This is a genomic window from Streptomyces sp. NPDC020362 (assembly GCF_040642095.1).
GTDB lineage: Bacteria > Actinomycetota > Actinomycetes > Streptomycetales > Streptomycetaceae > Streptomyces.
Genome location: NZ_JBFAET010000177.1, coordinates 1 through 18841, shown reverse-complemented (window position 1 = coordinate 18841; position 18841 = coordinate 1). Strand labels below are relative to the sequence as shown.

Sequence of the window (18841 nt, the reverse complement as noted above, 5' to 3'; positions counted from 1 at the left end):
GGGGTGGGGTTCGTCGCTGCCGCCGCGGGTGGGGGGGGGCCCGGGGGTGAGCGCCCGGGGGCCGGCCCTTTTCCGGCTGCGTTCCCTCGTTCAGGTTTCTTACCAGGCTCTCTTACCCGTGTGGTCTACCGACGGTGAGAAGCTCTTACCCACCGTACGTACTGTCGGGTGCCATCCGCCGCGGCCCAGGTGCGCCGCGCCTTTGTGTGACGTCTGCCACTCATCACCCTGTGTGGGGCAACCGCTTCCCTCCGAAGCCCGTCTAACAAATTGCGATTGAGGCGATACGGGGTAAATGTTCCGTTGACAAGGGGGAAACGTGACCGTCGTGACGCAGCCTGATGTGAGTGTGATCATCGGGGCGTACGAAGCGATGCCGTACCTGGTCGAGTGCCTGGCGTCGGTCGAGGCACAGACCATCGACCCGGCACGCATGGAGGTCATCGCGGTCGACGACGGCTCGACGGACGGCACGGGGGAGTACCTGGAGGAGTTCGCGGACCGCGCTCCCATGCAGGTCACCGTCATCCGCCAGGAGAACTCCGGCGGCCCCAGCGGCCCGCGCAACGTGGGCCTCGGCAAGGCGGCCGGGCGCTACGTCTTCTTCCTCGACGCCGACGACCGGCTCGGGCCCGAGGCCCTGGAGCGCATGGTCGCCATGGGCGACAAGAACGGCACCGACGTGGTGCTCGGCAAGGTCGAGGGCATCAACCGCATCCCGCCGAAGTCGATGTGGGGCAAGACGCTGGACCGTACCGACGTCTTCTCCTCCAACATCAAGTTCACGCTCAGTGCCCAGAAGCTGTTCCGCCGCGCGCTGCTGGAGAAGCACGGCATGCGCTTCGACGAGTCCCTGTGGACCGGCGAGGACGCGCTGTTCACGCTGGAGGCCTATCTGCGGGCCGACGGCGTCTCGGTGGTCGCCGACTACCCCTGCTACTACCTGGTCGGCCGGGAGGACGGCAAGCACGTCACGAAGACCGGCAGCTACACCCTCCGCTTCGACTCCGCGCGCGCCCTGATGAAGCTGATCGAGGACATGGTCCCGGCCGGGCCGAAGCGTGACACCCTCATGATCCGGCCCTTCCTCATCACCCTGCTGCCGCAGTTCGGGCCCAAGTTCCTCGCGGACAGCGAGGAGGTCCGCCGGCGCAAGTTCGAGCTGGCCGAGCCGCTGATGGACGCCTACTGGACGCCCGGCGTGGCCCGCGGCCTGAAGGTCCACGAACGGCTCCGGCTGCACCTGGTGGCCCTGCAGCGGGCCGACCTGCTGCTGGACGTCGTGAAGTTCGTCAAGGCGAAGAAGCAGGCCGCCGCCCTCCTGGAGAAGCGCGGCACCCGCGTCTACCTCGTCTACCCGCACTTCCGGTCCAGGGAGGCCGGCATCGCCGACGACATCTACCTCGCCGAGCCCCGCGAGGCCCGTGCCTTCCCGGGGTACCGCGAGGCCGCCGCCAACTCCTTCCTGCGCCGGGCCCTGCGCAAGGTGCGCCGGACGCTGTCGGCCAGGAAGTTCAAGGCGGCGGCGGCCTGACGGCTCGTCGGAGCCCGGGGGTCTACTGCTTGCCCGACTGCAGCGCCCGCCGCAGCGGCCGGCCCACCACCCGGCGGGCGCGCCGGTAGACGGAGGCGGCGGGCGCCGGGACCGCCTCCCTGGTCTTCCTGGCCCGCGCCAGCTCCCGCCTCAACCGGGCGTTGTCCTGCGTGAGTTCGCCGACCTGGCTGTGCAGCCAGCCGAACCGGCTGCTGAGAGCGGCCAGGTCGGTGTCGTTCCACGGGCGTACACCCGGCGGGAACGGCAGCGACCGCATCCGCTCCTCGAAGGCTGCGCCGCCGTCGCCGTGCGTGAAGGTGTTCGGCAGGCCGTTCCTGTCCAGGAAGGCCGTGAACCGCTCGAAGCGCTCCGCGTGGCCGCCCGTGAGGCCGCTCAGGTCCGCCTGCTCGTACAGCCGCGCCGGGTCCGCCGCCGCGGGGTCCTTGGCGACCCGGTCGAGGCGCAGGTGCGGGATCTCGAAGTAGCGGCACAGCTCCAGCGTGCGCGAGTCGCCGCACAGCACCGTCGCGGGCGTTCCCGCGAGCAGCGCCGCGATGTTGCCGTGGATGCGGGAGCCGAAGGAGAAGTCGAAGGAGCGCAGGTCGTCGATCCAGGTGGCCGGGTCGACGTACACCCGCACCCTGCCCTCCCGGTACATCGGGTGGTCCGGGTGGGTCGGCATCGCGGTCACCCGGGCGTTCGGGTCCGTGACATCCCGCCAGTGCAACTGCCGTGCGTCGCTGAGGTTCTGGCCGACGAAGCACAGGTTCGGGTAGCGCTCGTGGGTCCGGGCGATGATCTTGCCGAGACCCTGCTTCTGCACCGCGCTGTGCGAACCGTTGACCGCGATCCGGGACCCGGCCGTCACCTCGGGCACCCGCTTGCGCACGTCGAGTTCACGCCCGTGCATGAACAGCGACGGGCAGCCGATGACCTCCACGTCCCGGAAGCCGAGGTCCCTCAGGTACTGCTCGGTGAACTCGCCCCGCACGCCGATCGAGGCGCTGCGGTCCAGCACCGCGGAGCAGAACGCACGCACGGAGCGTTCCATGGGCTTCAGTCGTGCCGGGTCGTAGGTCACCCCGGTCTGGGCGCCGACCCCCAGCACCACCACGGGGATCCGGAGCCTGCCGATCAGCCGGGTCAGCCGCTTCAGTCCACCCTCGAACGAGGGGCGGAAGGCGTTGGCCAGCGGGACGACGAACGCGTCGTACTCCTCGTTGATCCGTGCGGCCGCGCTCACGTCCGTGGCCATGCCGTTCGAGACGACCTCGGTCCCCGGTGTCTCAAGGATCTTGTGTGCGGCGTCACTGAAGATCAGATTGCCCGCGTTCGTGGCGATGACGTCCCGGTGCAGAGCCTCCTCGACCGACAGGACGTCGTAGGGGCTCTTGCCGGATCTGAGCAGGATGCGCTTCGCGGGATGAACGGTAAGAGGCACAAAATTCAACTTATGTTTGGAAGGGTTTTAATTTCTATAGGCAACCAATGCAACCTTTTTGCCGTACGCGAACCGTGAGCAAACGGCTACGCCCCGCCTGTCCGGAGGCTGGACCGGCGCGCACCGCACGGCCCACTTCGCGTAGATTGCCGCACAGGCAGCCGGATGCGCGCGAGGGGACAGCAGGCAAGGTGGCAAGGGCAAGGCAGGCCGTGGGCGAGGCCCGCAGGATCGTCGTCAAGGTGGGCTCCTCGTCGCTGACCACCGCCTCGGGCGGCCTGGACGCCGACCGCGTCGACGCGCTGGTCGACGTCCTCGCCAAGAGCCGCAGCGGCGGGGAGAGAGAGATCGTCCTCGTCTCCTCGGGCGCCATCGCGGCCGGGCTCGCCCCGCTGGGCCTGCGCCGCCGCCCCAAGGACCTGGCCCGCCAGCAGGCCGCCGCCAGCGTCGGCCAGGGCCTGCTCGTGGCCCGCTACACAGCCTCCTTCGCCCGCTACGGCGTCCGCGTCGGCCAAGTCCTGCTCACCAGCGACGACATGAGCCGCCGCGCCCACCACCGCAACGCCTCCCGCACCCTCGACAAGCTGCTCGCGATGGGCGCCTTCCCCATCGTCAACGAGAACGACACCGTCGCCACCGACGAGATCCGCTTCGGCGACAACGACCGCCTCGCCTCCCTCGTCGCCCACCTCGTCCACGCCGACCTGCTGGTGCTCCTGTCCGACATCGACGGTGTCTACGACGGCGACCCCAGCAAGCCGGGCACCTCCCGGATAGCGGAGGTACGCGGCCCCGAGGACCTCGCCGGGGTCGAGATCGGCAGCGCGGGCAAGGCCGGCGTCGGCACCGGCGGCATGGTCACCAAGGTCGAGGCGGCCCGGATCGCGGCCGCCGCGGGCATCCCCGTGGTGCTCACGAGCGCCGTCCATGCGGCGGAGGCGCTCTCCGGCGGTGACACCGGCACCTACTTCCACCCCACCGGCAAGCGCTCCGCCGACCGGCTGCTGTGGCTGCAGCACGCCTCCACCCCGCAGGGCTCCCTCACCCTGGACGACGGCGCCGTCCGCGCGGTCGTCCAGCGGCGCACATCACTGCTGCCGGCCGGAATCGCCGCCGTGGAGGGCGAGTTCAGCGCCGGCGACCCCGTCGAGCTGCGCGACAGCACCGGACGAGCGGTGGCCCGCGGACTCGTCAACTTCGACGCCAAGGAGATCCCCCAGCTGATCGGGCGTTCGACCCGGGAGCTGGCGCGCGAGCTGGGCCCGGCGTACGAACGCGAGGTCGTACACAGGGACGACCTGGTCCTCCTGCACTCGTAACTCCTGTCAAACTGCCGGTAAATCGGGGCGTATGGAGCGCCCCGGTGGGGGACGTTCCGTAAAACCGCCACGCGGAACCCTGCGGCCTGCTCAACTTTGAGTCAGAGGCTTGTTGCCGGTACACGTTCCGTCAAGGGGCGTTGCGTGAAGGAGGCCGTCGTGAGACGAGTGCGCCCTGGGGCGGCGTCCCGCGGTGCTCTGACGAGCGTCGCGGCCGGGGACACCTACCAGGACTACGAGGAGCCCAAGGACCTGCCCCGCCTGTGGCACGTCACCCTCAGCGTCTCCGGGCAGAAGGTCGCGCTGCCGGACCTGCGGCGCGCCCTGGAACAGCTCGCCCACGACCATCCCTTCCTGCTGACCAGCAGATACGCGAGCGACCACGCGGAGATCCGGTACTGGGAGGAGGCCCGCGACCTGCACGACGCGGCCGCCGTCGCCCTGCGCCTGTGGGGCGAGCACCGGCAGAGCGCCGGACTGCCGCCCTGGGAGATCGTCGGCCTGGAGGTCATCGACCGCGAGACCTACCACCAGCGCATCGCCGACGGCTACGGACCCGCGCCCGCGACGCCTGTGGGAGTGCATCCGTTCTGAATCCGCAGGGGCGAATCCTCAGGGCTGAGTCCCTCCGGACCTGCAGCGTCGCTCCGGACCTGCAGCGTCGCTCCGGACCTGCAGCGTCGCTCCGGACCTGCAGCGTCGCTCCGGACCTGCAGCGTCGCTCCGGACCTGCAGCGTCGCTCCGGACCTGCAGCGTCCTTCCGGATGTGCGGGCGTCGTTCCGGATGTGCAGCGTCCTTCCGGATCTGCAACGGTGCGTCCTTCCCGCCGGGGGTGGCCCTGTCTGCCGAGGGTGCACCTCTGATTCCGGACGAGGCGACCGCCCGGATGCAGAGCCGCAGAGATCCGTCCCTTTTGACCCGTCTCGCGGTGTGGGACGACGGCTGAACCGCCCCGCACCGCGCACTACCCTTCCCCCATGACCACGCTCTCGCCGTACGACTCGATGTCCCCGGTCACCCAGGCCGCCTACCGGGCCAAGGCCGCAGCCGCCGACCTCGCGCCGCTCCCGCGCGCCGTGAAGGACGACGCGCTGCTCGCCATCGCCGACGCCCTGGAGGTCCGGACCGGCGAAATCGTCGAGGCCAACGCCAAGGACGTGGCCAAGGCCCGGGCGGCCGGCACCAGCGAGGCCATCGTCGACCGGCTCACCCTCACCCCCGAGCGGGTCCGCGCCATCGCCTCCGACGTCCGCGACGTCGTGAAGCTGCCCGACCCGGTCGGCGAGGTCGTCCGCGGCTCCACCCTCCCCAACGGCATCGACCTGCGCCAGGTCCGCGTCCCGCTCGGCGTGGTCGGCATCATCTACGAGGCCCGCCCGAACGTGACGGTGGATGCCGCCGCCCTGTGCCTGAAGTCCGGAAACGCGGTGCTGCTGCGCGGCTCGGCCTCCGCGTACGAGTCGAACACCGCCCTGGTCCGGGTCATCCGGGACGCCGTCGGCGGGGCCGGGCTGCCCGCCGACGCCGTACAGCTGGTGCCGGGGGAGAGCCGCGAGTCCGTGCGCGAGCTGATGCGCGCCCGCGGCCTGGTCGACGTCCTCATCCCGCGCGGCGGCGCCTCCCTGATCCAGACCGTGGTCAGCGAGTCGACCGTGCCCGTCATCGAGACCGGCACCGGCAACTGCCACGTCTACGTCGACGCCCAGGCGGACATCGCGACGGCGATCGAGATCCTGATCAACTCCAAGGCCCAGCGGGTCAGCGTCTGCAACGCCGCCGAGACCCTCCTGGTCCACCAGGACATCGCCCCCGAGTTCCTGCCGCGCGCCCTCGACGCCCTCGCCTCGGCCGGTGTGACGGTCCACGCCGACGAGCGGGTCCTCGCCTATGCCAAGGACTCCAAGGCCACCGTGGTCGAGGCGACCCCGGAGGACTGGGAGACCGAGTACCTCTCCTACGACATCGCCGCCGCGGTCGTGGACTCGCTGGACAAGGCGGTCGAGCACATCCGGCTGTGGACCTCCGGCCACACCGAGGCCATCGTCACCACCTCCCAGCAGGCCGCCCGCCGCTTCACCCAGCTGGTCGACTCCACCACGGTCGCCGTGAACGCCTCCACCCGCTTCACCGACGGCAGCCAGTTCGGTTTCGGTGCCGAGATCGGCATCTCCACCCAGAAGCTGCACGCCCGCGGCCCCATGGGCCTGCCGGAGCTGACCAGCACGAAGTACATCGTCACCGGCGACGGGCACGTACGGCGCTGAACCACCCGTTCGGGCCGGCAGTACCCTCCCGGCCGGTTCGTCCGAAAAGGCGTCTCACCTGACGGATGAATTTCCATACCGTCTGCCCAAATTGACCCCCCAGGTCTACTCTGGATCCGTGCCGGAGGACGTGGGGGGCACGCCGTTCCCTGACGGCTGGGAGCCCGACGACGACCACGACCACGGGGTGTCGGACGATGAGTTCGCCTCCGTGGTCTTCGACGAGGCCTTCGTACGTGCGGCCGTGGTGCACGAGCCGACCGCGGTCGAGCGCCTCCTGGCCGCCGCGCAGGCCAGAGCCGAGGCCTCCGAGGCAGAGGCCCGCCGTGCCCACGCCCGAGGCGAGCCCTACGACGACGGGTACGTCCCCGAGGGGACCGGTTTCGGCCAAGATCGGGACGACGACGAGCTGGACGACACCTACGTCCTCGGCGACCACCGCGGCCCCTTCGGCAAACAGGTCCGCTGGCACCGGCCCGTCGCCTGGATCCTCGCCCTCGTGATGGGGATCGGCATGGTCGCCCTGGCCTTCGCCGCGGTCTACCGGGGCGCCTCCTCGAACACCCGCGACCGGGTGCCCGCCCCCGCTTCGACAGGTCTGGAGCAGGGCAGTGTCGCGGCGCCCTCCGTTTCCGCCGACACATCCCAGCCGGCGGTCTCCGCGACCCCGAGAACGCCCTGAACGCCCCGGCACCCTCCTGGTGAGAACCTGTCAGAAGTTGTCGCGTAGCAGGGCGTTTACCTGAGGCCCGCGAGACCTACTCTGAAAGTATGGGCGGGCCTGGAGACCCACCGGAGGGGACACCCGAGGGCGCCCCCGGTGGTGCAGAGGACGAGTACCGATCCGTCGTGTTCGACGAATCGTTCGTCCGGGCTGCCCGCCTCCAGGAGTACTCCGCGCAGGAGCGCATGGCCGACCACGCGCCCGCCGTCCGCCGCCGCCCGCCCCTGCACCGGGGGCTGACCCGCCAGCTCCTGATCCTCGCCGTGCTGATCGCCGTCGCCTTCGGCACCGCGATCTACATGAGCGTCCGCCACCCCTACGGCTCCCCGCAGGCCCGGCGCTCCGCAGAGCCGCTGCGGATGAGCGTCATCCCGCTCGCCCCGCAGGGCAAGGTGCCCGGTGCCGTCGATGCCGAGGCCCTGTACGCGCACAGCCCCGCCCGCGAGTTCGAGGTCGGCGCCGCGGGGATCCCGCTGCCCGCCACCCGCAGCACCGTGCACTTCTCCGACAGCCAGGTCACGGCCGCCCTGAGCAGCGCCAGGAACTACCTCGTCCGCTCCTCCCTCGACCCCGACGTACTCGCCGGACGCCAGGTCCGCTCCGCCCGGTCCCTGATCGATGCCGACCAGCTCGACCAGTTCGACCAGAGCTTCGACCGCCCCGCGGCGGACGGCCGGCACAGCCCCACCGGCTGGGTGGTCCGCCTCGATCCCTCCCGCGCCCGGCTCGCCGACGACAAGATCCGGGTCCAGGGCACACTGCAGGCCGCCGAGACCGACTCGGCCACACTGGAGGTCAGCGCCGACACGATCTTCGTCTACGCGCTCCGCCCGGCCGGCGCCGCCACCGACGCCCGGGCGTCCCTGTTCACCGTCCGCCGTCGGCTGACCTTCCGCTTCGACCGCGACAACCTACGGGTGGGCCAGCTCCAGCTGGTCAGCTCCTACGCCCAGGCGGGCCCCCTGTCCTGCGCCGAGGACGCCACCTCCTACCTGCGCCCCCTCCTCTTCGACCAGACGGCCCGCACGGGCGCCCCCGCCGGCACCAATCCCTACGCGACGGACAGCGCGGCGTCCCTGTGCGGCACGCTCGCCGCTGACGCCCAGCCGACGGGGTGAGGGGGCGCCGGGTGCCGGGTGCCGGGTGCCGCGTCGGGCAGCCGGACGGCGCGGGCGGGTTGCGGGTGTGGGCGGGCCGAGGACACGGACGGGCTGAGGGCGCTGGCAGGCTTGAGGGCGCGCGCCGGAGGCGTGGGGCGTTGGTACCGGGCGGTGGTGCGGAGGCGGTGGTGCCCCCGCCCGCAGCCGCCCCCCTGTCGCCCTACGGTGGCCTCTACTCCCCGTCGTCCCGGGTCTCCGAGTCCCCGGTCTCCGAGTCCCGGGTCTGCGTGTCGTGGGAGCCGTCCTTCGGGGGAGCCGGGCTGGTGAAGCCGTCGAAGCCACGGCGGACCCGGCCGCCCAGGCCGCCGGCGCCTCCCGCTATGTCCGTGACCAGCTTCATCAGCGGGTCCTTGGAGCTCTTCACATCGCTGGCATAGCTCGCGGCGGACTCGCGGAAGGAGTCGCCGACCGAGGTGTCCTTGTCCTCGCTGCGCCGCGGGTAGTGCCCGTCCATGATCCGCTGGAAGTCCCGGGACTCGGACCACTTCTTCAGCTCGGCCGCGCGCACGGTGGTGAAGGGGTGCGAGCGGGGCAGCACGTTCAGGATCTTCAGTACGGAGTCCCGCAGGTCGCCCCCGGAGTCGTACTCCTCGGCCTGCTCCAGGAACGCGTCCACATTCATCTCGTGCAGGTGATTGCCGCCCGCGATCTTCATCAGCCCCCGCATCGAGGCCCGCACGTCCTGTCCCACCAGCAGCCCCGCCCGGTCCGCGGACAGCTCCGACTTGCGGAACCACTCCCGCAGCGCCGTCACGAGCGCCATGATCGCGAGATTGCCCAGCGGAATCCAGGCGACCTTCAGCGCCAGGGTCGTCAGGAACAGCAGGATCGTGCGGTACACCGAGTGCCCGGACAGGGCATGCCCCACCTCGTGCCCGACGACCGCCCGCATCTCCTCCTCGTCGAGCAGCTCGACCAGGCCCGTGGTGACCACGATGATCGGCTCGTCCAGCCCGATGCACATCGCGTTCGGCTGCGGATCCTGCGTGACGTACATCGGCGGGACCTTCTCCAGGTCCAGGATGTAGCAGGCGTCCAGCAGCATGTCGTTCAGGTGCGAGAACTGCCGCTCCGACACCCGAACCGAGTCGGACAGGAACAAAAGCCTCAGGCTCCGCTCCGGAAGCAACCCGCTCAGTGCCTTGAAGACGGTGTCGAAACCGCTCAGTTTGCGCAGCGCCACCAGGGCCGACCGGTCGGCCGGGTGCTCGTACGCGCGCGAGGAGATCCCCGGGAAGCGCCTGCGCTGCCTGCTCGGCACGCGCTCGTGCCCGGTCTGCTCGCGGCCGTCGTCGGACATGTCTTCCCCCATGTGCGTGTCAGTGCCCACTGTGCCCCCGAGGCAGGGGCCAGCCTAGGCGGAGATACCGTGGACGGGCAGTACAGCCGAAGGAGTCCACGCCATGGAGCACCACCCCCCAGCCACCTGGCTGACCGAGGCCGCCACGAGTGCCGTCCAGCAGCACGGGGCGGGAAATCTGCTCCGCATCGTCCTGATCGTGATGATCCTTGGCTGCGCACTGACCGGATGGTTCCTGCTGCGCGGCTACAAGCAGAAGGACGACTGACAGGCGGCGAAAGTTCCCCGTCCGCGGCCCGCCCGCATCCCGGTCCCGCCCCAACGGCGGAGTCGGCGTGATCGCCGCCGGGCCGCCCGCATACGATGAGCCGACGTCTTTATCCCGCCCACACGCGATAGGTCCTGCCGAAGATGAGCTTCCACAGCGCCGCTGCCCAGTTGGTCACCCTCGCCGCCGAGGGCGAGGAGCACGGCGGTCACCACAACAGCCTGAACCCGGCCGTCACCGGCGGCAGCGCCTTCGTCATCCTGCTGCTGCTCCTGTGGATCACCACCCGCTTCAACCGCGACCGCTGACCCCTGACCCCGTCCCCCGCCGGGGCCCTCAGACCGGGCCGGTAGGGTCTGCACGCATGGGAGAGCAGGACATGCCTACCGGTCCGGCGGACGAGACGGCTGCACGAGCCGCCGACGCCGCTCACACCGCCGACCCGGCAGCCGGCACGGTGAGGACCTCGGTGTACGGCCCGGGCAGCGGCCCCGCCCACTTGGGCAAGCGCCGCCTCGGCGTCATGGGCGGAACATTCGACCCGATCCACCACGGACACCTCGTGGCGGCCAGTGAGGTCGCCGCGCAGTTCCAGCTGGACGAGGTCGTGTTCGTGCCCACCGGCCAGCCGTGGCAGAAGTCCCACCGCAAGGTCTCCCCGGCCGAGGACCGCTACCTGATGACGGTCATCGCGACTGCCGAGAACCCGCAGTTCTCCGTCAGCCGCATCGACATCGACCGCGGCGGCCCCACCTACACCGTGGACACGCTGCGCGATCTGCGCGCACTCAACCCCGACACGGACCTTTTCTTCATCACCGGTGCCGACGCCCTCGCCCAGCTGCTGACCTGGCGGGACTCGGAGGAACTGTTCTCCCTCGCGCACTTCATCGGCGTCACCCGCCCCGGTCACCATCTGACCGACCCCGGCCTGCCGGAAGGCGGCGTCTCGCTCGTCGAGGTGCCCGCCCTCGCCATCTCCTCCACCGACTGCCGTGCGAGAGTCGCCAAGGGCGAGCCCATCTGGTACATGGTGCCGGACGGAGTCGTGCGCTACATCGACAAGCGCGAGCTGTACCGCGGCGAGTGAGCCGAGAGGGGCTACCGGTGAACGACCGATACGACGCGGGGTACGGGAACGACCAGTACGAACTCGTCGGCTACGACGAGTACGGGCAGCCTGTGTACCGGCAGGTCCCCGCCCAGCAGCCGCAGCAGCGGACGTACGACCCGTACGCCCAGCAGGGCTACGGCTACGACCCGTACGCCACGGGCCGGCAGCAGACCGCGCCGTCCTACGACCCGTACGACACCGGTCAGCAGCCCCCTGCAGCGCCCCCGTACGACTCCTACGGCTCCCAGGCTCCCTACGACCCGTACGCCACCGGCACCCAGGGCACCGCCGCCCCGTACGACCCCTACGGGCAGACGGCCACCAGCGGCCAGCCGCCGCGGGTCGCCGAGCAGACCGCCCACATCCCGCAGCAGGCCGGTCCGGCCGAGGAGGCGCGGCCCCCGCAGGAGCCCGAGGAGAAGACGGCCCCGGGCGAACGGGACTACCGCACCGAGCAGTTCGCCTTCCTGGAGGAGCCGGACGGTGACTCCGAGGACGTCATCGACTGGCTGAACTTCACCGAGAACCGGACCGAGCGCCGCGAGGAGGCGCGCCGTCGCGCCCGCACCCGGATCGTCGCCCTCCTCGTCGTCCTCGCGCTCGTCGCCGTCGGCGGCGTCGGCTACCTCTGGTACGCCGGGAAGCTGCCTGGCCTGTCCACCTCCGGCTCCAAGGAGGACGCGGCGGCATCGGCGGGCGCCCAGAAGCGCGATGTGATCGTCGTCCACCTGCACAACACCGGCAAGGGCGGCACCTCGACAGCGCTGCTGGTCGACAACACCACCACCAAGCAGGGCACGACCGTCCTGCTGCCCAACTCCCTCGCGCTGAGCGACGACGACGGCTCCAATACGACCCTCGCCAAGTCGGTCGACGACGACGGCTCCTCCGGAACCCGCGACCAGCTGGACACCGTCCTCGGCACCAACATCCAGGGCACCTGGCGCCTGGACACCCCGTATCTGCAGAACCTCGTCGACATCGTCGGCAACATCGACGTCGACACCAATGCCGACGTCCCCGACCCGGACGCCAAGAAGAAGGGCACCTCCCCGCTCGTCCACCAGGGCAAGGGCCAGACCCTCAGCGGCAAGATGGCCGTCGCCTACGCCACCTACCGCGCCGCCGGCGAGTCCCAGAACGCCCAGCTGGAGCGGTTCGGGCAGGTCCTGCAGGGCGTGCTGCGCAAGGTCTCCTCCGATGCCGCGGACGCCACGGTCACCGTCCAGACCCTTGCGCAGATCCTCGACCCGCCGCTGACCGACAAGGACCTCGGCACCTTCCTCGCCAAGCTCGCCGACCTCGCCAAGGAGGGCGACTACAAGACGGCCCTGCTGCCCGTGGGGTCCGACGGCACACTGAGCGCTCAGACCAGCGACAGCGTGGTCAAGGACATCCTCGGCGGCACCGCCAAGAGCCCCGACGCGGGCTCCTCGGTCCGGGTCTCCGTCCAGAACGCCACCGGTGTGAAGGACGACACGGAGAAGGCTCGCGTGGTGCTCCTCAACGGCGGCTTCACCTTCCTGGAGGGCGGCACCGCGTCCGGCACCCGGACCACCTCCCAGGTGCTGTACTCCGATGCCGCGGCCAAGGCGAACGCCGCCGAGGTCGCCAAGACCCTGGGCGTGTCGGCCGGCGCTGTGACCAAGGGCACCGTCTCCTCCGGAGCCGACGTGTCGGTCGTCCTCGGCCGTGACTACAGGCCCTCCTCCTCCTGACAACGATCCGGGCACCCCACGTGCTGCCGTAATCACGTGGGGTGTGTCAGGTGGTCCGTGAGACCCTTGAAGCCAAGTGACCGCCTGACGGAAAGCCATGTAGTGACCGCCACCGACCGTTCCCTTGAGCTCATCAACACCGCCGCCCATGCAGCGGCCGACAAGCTCGCCCACGACGTCATCGCCTACGACGTCAGCGACGTGCTGTCGATCACGGACGCATTTCTGCTGGCCTCCGCGCCGAACGACCGCCAGGTCAAGGCGATCGTCGACGAGATCGAGGAGCGCCTGCTGAAGGACCTCGGCATCAAGCCGGTACGCCGCGAGGGCGACCGCGACTCCCGCTGGATCCTGCTCGACTACGTCGACATCGTCGTGCACGTCCAGCACAGCGAGGAGCGGGTCTTCTACGCCCTGGAGCGGCTGTGGAAGGACTGCCCCGAGATCGAGCTGCCCGCCGACGCCAAGGCCACCCGCGGCAAGGCCGAGGAGCACGCCAAGCTGCAGGCCGCCGAGGCCGCCGACGAACCGGGCGGGGAGTGGCGATGAGCGCCACCGGTGAGGTGAGCGACCGCAGGGGCCGGGGCCGCCGCATCATCCTGTGGCGGCACGGCCAGACCTCGTGGAACGTGGAGCGCCGCTTCCAGGGCACCACGGACGTCGAGCTGACCGATACCGGCATCGGCCAGGCCCGCCGCGCCGCGCGCCTCCTCGCCTCCCTGGGACCCGACACGATCGTCTCCTCGGACCTGCAGCGGGCGGCGCTCACGGCCGCCGAGCTGGCCGCTCTCACCGGTCTCGACGTCATCCGCGAGGAGGGCCTGCGCGAGACCTACGCGGGCGTCTGGCAGGGGCTGACCCACGAGGAGATCATCACCCGCTACGGCGAGCAGTACGCCGCCTGGAAGCGCGGCGAGGCGGTCCGCCGCGGCGGCGGCGAACTGGAGACCGAGGTCGCCGACCGCGCCGCCCCCATCGTGCTGCGGCACGCCGAGAAGCTGCCCGAGGACGGCACCCTCGTGGTGGTGAGCCACGGCGGCACCATCCGCACCACCATCGGCCGTCTCCTCGGCCTGGCGGCCCACGACTGGGAGAGCCTCGGCGGCCTCTCCAACTGCTGCTGGTCCGTGCTCGGAGAGGGCGCCCGAGGCTGGCGTCTGCTGGAGCACAACGCGGGCACCCTCCCGGAGCCCGTCCTCGGCGACGACGACTGAGCCGCAGAAGGGCCCGCCGTTTCCGGTCCGGTACCCGGATTTCACTTTCCGGCAGGTCACAGGCTAGAGTTCTTCTTGTTCGCCCCGCGGAGCGGGAAGAACGCGAGGGGCTATAGCTCAGTTGGTAGAGCGCCTGCATGGCATGCAGGAGGTCAGGAGTTCAATTCTCCTTAGCTCCACTGATCGACACTCTGTTGAGTTGTCAAAGATCGGTGATGAGAATCCCGTCCCCTCAGGGGGCGGGATTTTCTGCATTCCATCGCCGGATGATCTCCGTGGCCTCCCCGTCCGTCGGCGGCCACAGCTGCTGTCTCCGCTCCCTCAGCAACGCGACCTTCGTACGCGCGTCCTCGTCCGTCGGCGTGTAGACCACGATCCGGCACTCGGGCATCCCGTCGATGGACAGCGACTGGGAGGTCATCCGCATCTCGCCCACCGCCTCGTGACGGAACGTCTTCACCCGGGGTCCCGGAGGCGTCACCTCACCGCCGGCCCACACCCTCGCGAAGTGGGGGCTCGCCGCCGACAGCGCGCGTATGTACTCCTCCCAGGCCGGCTCGCCCACGTGTCTGCCGTACGCCGACCGCAGTGTCGCCACCATCAGCGGCAGCTCGCGGTCCCGGTGCACCACCGGGCATGTCTCCTCCGGCACGGTGAACAGCGTCCACAGCACGTTCGGCACGCCGATCCTGACGGTCTCGGGCACCACGAACAGGTCGCGGTAGGCCGGGTTGGTGGCGAGGACGTCGTAGCGCGCGTTGCAGACCACCGCGATGAGCGGTTCGAGGGCGTCGACGACGGCCTGTACCTCGGGACCGACCCGGCGGGTCAGGCCCTCCGGGGCCGGGGCGAAGGGCACCTCCGCCAGCCGGTACAGATGCTCCCGCTCCGGGGGCTCCAGCCATAGCGTGCGCGCGATCGCGTCCAGTACCTGCGGCGAGGCGTTGATCGGGCGGCCCTGCTCCAGCCAGGTGTGCCAGGTCACGCCCACGCCCGAGAGCTGGGCGACCTCCTCCCGGCGCAGCCCGGGCGTGCGCCGCCGCAGTCCCGGCGGCGTGCCCACATCGGCCGGTGTCAGTCGCGCCCGCCTGCCGCGCAGGAAGGCGGCCAGCTCCGGCCTGCGGCGTTGTGTCGTCGTCCCCATCGTCGCTTCCCCCGTCCCCCGTCGTCCCGTCCTCATCGTCGGCATCGGGCCCCGGCCCTGCCAGGTGCTGCCGGTACCAGCATCGGCGGGCACTCGGCACCCGTACCGGAGCGTCGTCAGGCTCGGCGTCATGACGACGACATCCCGAACCGGGCCGAGTCCCGCACCCGGTCCGAACCCTGCGATCAGTGAAGCACCCGCCACTGACAGTGATGCGCCCACCGTCAGTGGTGAAGCACCGGCTGCCGACGGTGAGGCGCCACCTGCTGTCGGTGGCGCTCCCGCTGTCACTCACAGTGAAACACCCGGCACTGACAACCGGCCCCGGCTGCTGCTCGGGGTCCTGCTCACCGCCCTGTTCATGGCGGCCCTCGACGTCTTCATCGTGAACGTCGCGGCCCCCACCATCGGTTCCGGTCTCCACGCCTCGGGCGCGGACCTGCAGTTGGTGATCGCCGGCTACGCCATCGCCTACTCCGTGCTGCTGATCACCGGTGCCCGCCTCGGCGACCGGCTCGGCCACGGCCGGGTCCACCTCGCCGGACTCGCCCTGTTCACGGTCGCCTCGCTCGCCTGCGGCCTGGCGCGAGGGGCGACCGTGCTGATCGTCTTCCGGCTGGTGCAGGGCGCCGGCGCGGCGCTGATGATCCCGCAGGTGCTCAGCATGATCCAGCGCACCTTCACCGGCGAGGCCCGGGCCCGGGCGCTCGGCGCCTACTCAGCGGTCCTCGCCGTCGGCGCCGCGGCCGGACAGATCGTGGGTGGTGTGCTGGTCAGCGCCGACCTCTTCGGTACCGGCTGGCGGCCGGTGTTCCTGGTCAACGTGCCGGTGGGCGTGTTGCTGCTGGTGCTGGGGAGGCGGGTGCTGCCGCTGGGCCGCGGCGGGGCGCCCGGGCGGGCACGCGACCTCGACCTGCCCGGACTCGTGCTGCTCGGTGCGGCCGTGTCGCTGCTGACCGTGCCGCTGGTGCTGGGGCAGGAGGAGGACTGGCCGCTGTGGTCCTGGCTGTCGCTGGGGGCCGCCGTGGCGCTGTTCGCCGTGTTCTGCGGCTACGAATCCCGGCTGGCCCGGCGCGGCGGCGCCCCGTTGATCGCACCCCGGGTCCTGCGCCATCCCGGCATCGGCCGTGCCGTGTTCCGGATCCTGGCCGTCATGTCGGTCAACGCCGGCCTTCTGTTCGCGCTGACCCTGCACGTGCAGGGCGGCCTCGGCTACAGCCCTCTGCGGGCCGGTCTGGGTTTCGCGCCGACCGCGGCCGTCTTCGGTGCGGTCAGTCTGACCTGGAGGAAATGGCCCGCCGTCTGGCAGCGGGCGCTCACCCCGGCCGGTTTCGCACTCACGGCGGTGTCCACGGCCGCTGTGGGCCTCGCCTTCCACGGCGGCGGCGACGGGGGAGTGCTGCTCTACGCCGGGTACGCCGGTCTGGGGATCGGGCTCGCGCTCGCCTTCAGCCCGACGCTCACCGGGGCGCTGGCCACCGTGCGGCCCGAGGACGCGGCGGACGCCAGCGGGCTGCTGGCGACGGTCGTCCAGCTCGGTCAGCTGATCGGGGTGGCGGCATTCGGCACACTGTTCCTGAACCGGCTTGAGTCACTTGGCGCCCTGCGGGCGTATACCTCTGCGGAGGCGTTCTCGGTGTGCGCCTGGGCACTGGCCGGAACGGCCGCAGCGGGGGCTGTGTCCGGACTGGTACTGAGGCGTCGCTGACCGTATTGGTCCGGCCGTGGCAGAATCAAACGGCCGGAAGGGGGCGCGGCCCGACGGGAGGAGTAGCGATGCCTGCGAGCATCCTTGAGGAGGGCGGCCACCTCCTCGGTGCGGCGTTGATACGGGGCACGGCCACGCGTCTCAGCTGTCCTTCCTGCGGTTCCGCGCATGTGGCCCAGGTTCTCGGCGACAATGGCGGAATCTCCTACGTGTGCACGGCCTGCGGCCACAGCTGGAGCTGATCGATGGGTGCACACAGGCGAAAGTGCGACTGGTGCGGCAGCGGTACGCCGATCGTCCGTGACATGGAGCCGATCAATCCCGACTACCAGTACTGGTGCGAGGAATGCGCGCGGGCGCTGATCATAAAGGGCGACCCGATCGAGACCTACCGTGAGCTGGAGGGCGAGCCGATCTACGGCCGCCTGCTCGAAGAGCACTGCACACTCAAAAGGTTCTATTCCTTCGTCACCGCTTGACCTGGTCCCGACCGCGGCCGGGGCCCCGGCAACGATGTCCGGGTCAGCACGAGGAACAGTGAGGCAGCCGCTGCGTAGAGAGCTGACACGGCCAACTGGCCGCCGCTCTGATGCAGTTCGGGCCGCCCGGTGCCGTGCGGCACCCACCACGGGGCGTACGAGGAGAAGACCAGTGCCGTGGTCAGGGCGGCAGCCCGGTGCCCGCGCGTCCACAACAGCAGCACCAGGGGCACGCACCACACCCAGTGGTGGGTCCACGAGACCGGACTGACCAGCAGCGCGGTGACCGCGCAGGCACACACCGCCCAGGGCCGCCGCCCCCGCAGCTCCGCCGCCACCGCCACGGCGAGCCCCAGGGCGGCCACCAGGGTCGCGGAGGCCGCCCAGAGGGCTCCTGGGTCGGGCGCGTGCAGCAGGCGGGCCAGAACGCCGCGCAGGGCCTGGTTGGCGGCGCCCTCGGCGTGCCCGGCCCGGTCCGCGCGGAACACCATGTCCGTCCAGAACCGCCACGAGTCGTGCGGCAGGACGGCCGCCGCCAGCAGGGTCGCCCCGGTGAAGGCGGCGGCCGCCCCGCGCGCGTGCCGCAGCCACGGCCCTCCGTCCTCGCCCCGCAGGCGGGCCGTGACGCCCGCGGCGAGCAGGAACACCGGGAACAGGGCGGGCGTCAGCTTGACGGCCGCGGCGAGCCCGAGCCCCGCCCCGGCCCAGCGGTCGCCCCCCTGGGCGGGCGGGCGGGACAGGTCCCACAGCACGAGAGCGGCCACCAGCAGGTTGACCTGGCCGTAGCGCAATGTCGTCCATACCGGCTCGCACCACACGGACACCGCCGCGACCCACCAGGCGGTCTCCACGCGCGCGTGGCCGACGAGTTTCAGCGACAGCCGTACGAACACCACGAGGAGGGCGAGGTTCCCGGCTGTCGCCAGCAGCCGCAGGACCACGGTGTCCGGCAGGGTCAGCGCGGTGAACAGCAGGGCTGCGAACGGCGGATAGGTCGTGGGCAGGTGCGCGGCGGTCGCCCGCAGGGCGTACAGGTCGCCTCCCGCCCGGACGGAGGCCCCCTCGGCCCGGTACACCATCAGGTCGATCATCGACACGTGCGCGGCCCGCTGCGCCAGCCAGAACGCCATGAACGACACCAGGCACGCGCCCACGGCCACGGACACCCGGCGCCGGGCTCCGGAGAACGCGATCACGGTCACGAAAGCCGACATTAGTGCCCGTATAAGAGCAGAGCGGAAATCGATTTGGTGAAGCACCCCTGGGACCGTGTAATGTTGGCGTCGCCGCCGGGGAAACCGGGCGGAACAGGGAGCAAGCGGTTCGGCCGCTTGATCGCGAGGGGCTATAGCTCAGTTGGTAGAGCGCCTGCATGGCATGCAGGAGGTCAGGAGTTCAATTCTCCTTAGCTCCACAGGAATCGAGGGCGGACCATCCGAACGGATGGTCCGC

General features: G+C 70.8%; 19 protein-coding genes and 2 tRNA genes. 17 read left to right on the top strand and 4 right to left on the bottom strand.

Translation table 11 applies throughout. The features are described 5' to 3' along the window. Positions 1 to 373: 373 nt before the first annotated feature. Complete coding sequence (locus AB0H32_RS37930; RefSeq protein ID WP_361130764.1) at positions 374 to 1534, top strand: glycosyltransferase; 1161 nt, start codon at positions 374 to 376, stop codon at positions 1532 to 1534. 22 nt (positions 1535 to 1556) lie between these two features. On the opposite strand, the gene AB0H32_RS37925 is transcribed toward AB0H32_RS37930, so the two are convergent. After that, positions 1557 to 2975, bottom strand: a complete 1419-nt coding sequence (locus AB0H32_RS37925; RefSeq protein WP_361130756.1) for a polysaccharide pyruvyl transferase family protein — start codon at positions 2973 to 2975, stop codon at positions 1557 to 1559. A 212-nt stretch (positions 2976 to 3187) separates the two neighbouring features. Here AB0H32_RS37925 and proB point away from each other — a divergent pair, with 212 nt between their 5' ends. The 5 genes from proB (at position 3188) to AB0H32_RS37900 (ending at position 8402) form a co-directional block, all read left to right on the top strand. Next, positions 3188 to 4294: a glutamate 5-kinase gene (gene proB / locus AB0H32_RS37920; RefSeq protein ID WP_361130761.1), complete on the top strand. Its 1107-nt coding sequence runs from the start codon at positions 3188 to 3190 to the stop codon at positions 4292 to 4294. Positions 4295 to 4453: 159 nt separating this feature from the next. Next, positions 4454 to 4888 carry a hypothetical protein gene (locus tag AB0H32_RS37915; protein WP_361130753.1) on the top strand — a complete coding sequence of 145 codons (435 nt, stop codon included), beginning with the start codon at positions 4454 to 4456 and terminating at the stop codon, positions 4886 to 4888. Positions 4889 to 5273: 385 nt separating this feature from the next. Then, positions 5274 to 6560, top strand: a complete 1287-nt coding sequence (locus AB0H32_RS37910) for a glutamate-5-semialdehyde dehydrogenase (RefSeq protein WP_361130751.1) — start codon at positions 5274 to 5276, stop codon at positions 6558 to 6560. A gap of 118 nt (positions 6561 to 6678) precedes the next feature. Continuing rightward, positions 6679 to 7242, top strand: coding sequence for a hypothetical protein (locus tag AB0H32_RS37905; protein WP_361130748.1), 564 nt, complete (start codon positions 6679 to 6681; stop codon positions 7240 to 7242). An 89-nt stretch (positions 7243 to 7331) separates the two neighbouring features. Beyond that, positions 7332 to 8402, top strand: coding sequence for a hypothetical protein (locus AB0H32_RS37900; RefSeq protein ID WP_361130745.1), 1071 nt, complete (start codon positions 7332 to 7334; stop codon positions 8400 to 8402). Positions 8403 to 8616: 214 nt separating this feature from the next. Here the strand turns inward: AB0H32_RS37900 and AB0H32_RS37895 are convergent, their stop codons facing one another. Continuing rightward, a complete protein-coding gene (locus AB0H32_RS37895) occupies positions 8617 to 9744 on the bottom strand; it encodes a M48 family metallopeptidase (protein ID WP_361130742.1) in 1128 nt (375 codons plus the stop codon). 103 nt (positions 9745 to 9847) lie between these two features. Here AB0H32_RS37895 and AB0H32_RS37890 point away from each other — a divergent pair, with 103 nt between their 5' ends. The 7 genes from AB0H32_RS37890 (at position 9848) to AB0H32_RS37860 (ending at position 14237) form a co-directional block, all read left to right on the top strand. Beyond that, positions 9848 to 10012, top strand: coding sequence for a hypothetical protein (locus AB0H32_RS37890; RefSeq protein WP_361130740.1), 165 nt, complete (start codon positions 9848 to 9850; stop codon positions 10010 to 10012). Positions 10013 to 10155: 143 nt separating this feature from the next. Then, complete coding sequence (locus AB0H32_RS37885) at positions 10156 to 10320, top strand: hypothetical protein (protein WP_361130737.1); 165 nt, start codon at positions 10156 to 10158, stop codon at positions 10318 to 10320. Between the two features lie 56 nt (positions 10321 to 10376). Further along, complete coding sequence (gene nadD, locus AB0H32_RS37880; protein ID WP_361130734.1) at positions 10377 to 11102, top strand: nicotinate-nucleotide adenylyltransferase; 726 nt, start codon at positions 10377 to 10379, stop codon at positions 11100 to 11102. A gap of 17 nt (positions 11103 to 11119) precedes the next feature. Next, a complete protein-coding gene (locus AB0H32_RS37875; protein ID WP_361130731.1) occupies positions 11120 to 12844 on the top strand; it encodes a LytR C-terminal domain-containing protein in 1725 nt (574 codons plus the stop codon). A 102-nt stretch (positions 12845 to 12946) separates the two neighbouring features. Further along, positions 12947 to 13393 carry a ribosome silencing factor gene (rsfS, locus tag AB0H32_RS37870; RefSeq protein WP_361130728.1) on the top strand — a complete coding sequence of 149 codons (447 nt, stop codon included), beginning with the start codon at positions 12947 to 12949 and terminating at the stop codon, positions 13391 to 13393. Further along, positions 13390 to 14058 carry a histidine phosphatase family protein gene (locus AB0H32_RS37865; protein ID WP_361130726.1) on the top strand — a complete coding sequence of 223 codons (669 nt, stop codon included), beginning with the start codon at positions 13390 to 13392 and terminating at the stop codon, positions 14056 to 14058. Before rsfS ends, AB0H32_RS37865 begins: the two co-directional genes overlap by 4 nt. A 106-nt stretch (positions 14059 to 14164) precedes the next feature. Further along, positions 14165 to 14237 (top strand) — tRNA-Ala (locus tag AB0H32_RS37860). A 53-nt stretch (positions 14238 to 14290) separates the two neighbouring features. Here the strand turns inward: AB0H32_RS37860 and AB0H32_RS37855 are convergent. Further along, complete coding sequence (locus AB0H32_RS37855; RefSeq protein WP_361130723.1) at positions 14291 to 15202, bottom strand: helix-turn-helix transcriptional regulator; 912 nt, start codon at positions 15200 to 15202, stop codon at positions 14291 to 14293. Between the two features lie 343 nt (positions 15203 to 15545). Here AB0H32_RS37855 and AB0H32_RS37850 point away from each other — a divergent pair, with 343 nt between their 5' ends. The 3 genes from AB0H32_RS37850 (at position 15546) to AB0H32_RS37840 (ending at position 17389) form a co-directional block, all read left to right on the top strand. After that, complete coding sequence (locus tag AB0H32_RS37850; protein ID WP_361130759.1) at positions 15546 to 16910, top strand: MFS transporter; 1365 nt, start codon at positions 15546 to 15548, stop codon at positions 16908 to 16910. Between the two features lie 68 nt (positions 16911 to 16978). Then, entirely contained in the window at positions 16979 to 17152 is a 174-nt protein-coding gene (locus tag AB0H32_RS37845; RefSeq protein WP_361130720.1) for a hypothetical protein, read from the top strand. A 3-nt stretch (positions 17153 to 17155) separates the two neighbouring features. Next, entirely contained in the window at positions 17156 to 17389 is a 234-nt protein-coding gene (locus tag AB0H32_RS37840) for a hypothetical protein (protein ID WP_006136074.1), read from the top strand. Here AB0H32_RS37840 and AB0H32_RS37835 read toward each other — a convergent pair. Further along, positions 17368 to 18603: a glycosyltransferase 87 family protein gene (locus tag AB0H32_RS37835; RefSeq protein WP_361130717.1), complete on the bottom strand. Its 1236-nt coding sequence runs from the start codon at positions 18601 to 18603 to the stop codon at positions 17368 to 17370. The genes AB0H32_RS37840 and AB0H32_RS37835 overlap by 22 nt on opposite strands. A 127-nt stretch (positions 18604 to 18730) precedes the next feature. On the opposite strand from AB0H32_RS37835, the gene AB0H32_RS37830 reads away from it, so the two are divergent. Beyond that, positions 18731 to 18803, top strand: a tRNA-Ala gene (locus AB0H32_RS37830). Positions 18804 to 18841 lie beyond the last annotated feature (38 nt).

Coding starts and splice junctions, on each gene's coding strand:
- AB0H32_RS37930 (WP_361130764.1), top strand. CDS start 374: ATGCCGTACCTGGTCGAGTGCCTGGCGTCGGTCGAGGCACAGACCATC.
- AB0H32_RS37910 (WP_361130751.1), top strand. CDS start 5,274: ATGACCACGCTCTCGCCGTACGACTCGATGTCCCCGGTCACCCAGGCC.
- AB0H32_RS37900 (WP_361130745.1), top strand. CDS start 7,332: ATGGGCGGGCCTGGAGACCCACCGGAGGGGACACCCGAGGGCGCCCCC.
- AB0H32_RS37895 (WP_361130742.1), bottom strand. CDS start 9,744: ATGTCCGACGACGGCCGCGAGCAGACCGGGCACGAGCGCGTGCCGAGC.
- AB0H32_RS37890 (WP_361130740.1), top strand. CDS start 9,848: ATGGAGCACCACCCCCCAGCCACCTGGCTGACCGAGGCCGCCACGAGT.
- AB0H32_RS37885 (WP_361130737.1), top strand. CDS start 10,156: ATGAGCTTCCACAGCGCCGCTGCCCAGTTGGTCACCCTCGCCGCCGAG.
- nadD (WP_361130734.1), top strand. CDS start 10,377: ATGGGAGAGCAGGACATGCCTACCGGTCCGGCGGACGAGACGGCTGCA.
- AB0H32_RS37865 (WP_361130726.1), top strand. CDS start 13,390: ATGAGCGCCACCGGTGAGGTGAGCGACCGCAGGGGCCGGGGCCGCCGC.
- AB0H32_RS37855 (WP_361130723.1), bottom strand. CDS start 15,202: ATGGGGACGACGACACAACGCCGCAGGCCGGAGCTGGCCGCCTTCCTG.
- AB0H32_RS37845 (WP_361130720.1), top strand. CDS start 16,979: ATGCCTGCGAGCATCCTTGAGGAGGGCGGCCACCTCCTCGGTGCGGCG.
- AB0H32_RS37840 (WP_006136074.1), top strand. CDS start 17,156: ATGGGTGCACACAGGCGAAAGTGCGACTGGTGCGGCAGCGGTACGCCG.
- AB0H32_RS37835 (WP_361130717.1), bottom strand. CDS start 18,603: ATGTCGGCTTTCGTGACCGTGATCGCGTTCTCCGGAGCCCGGCGCCGG.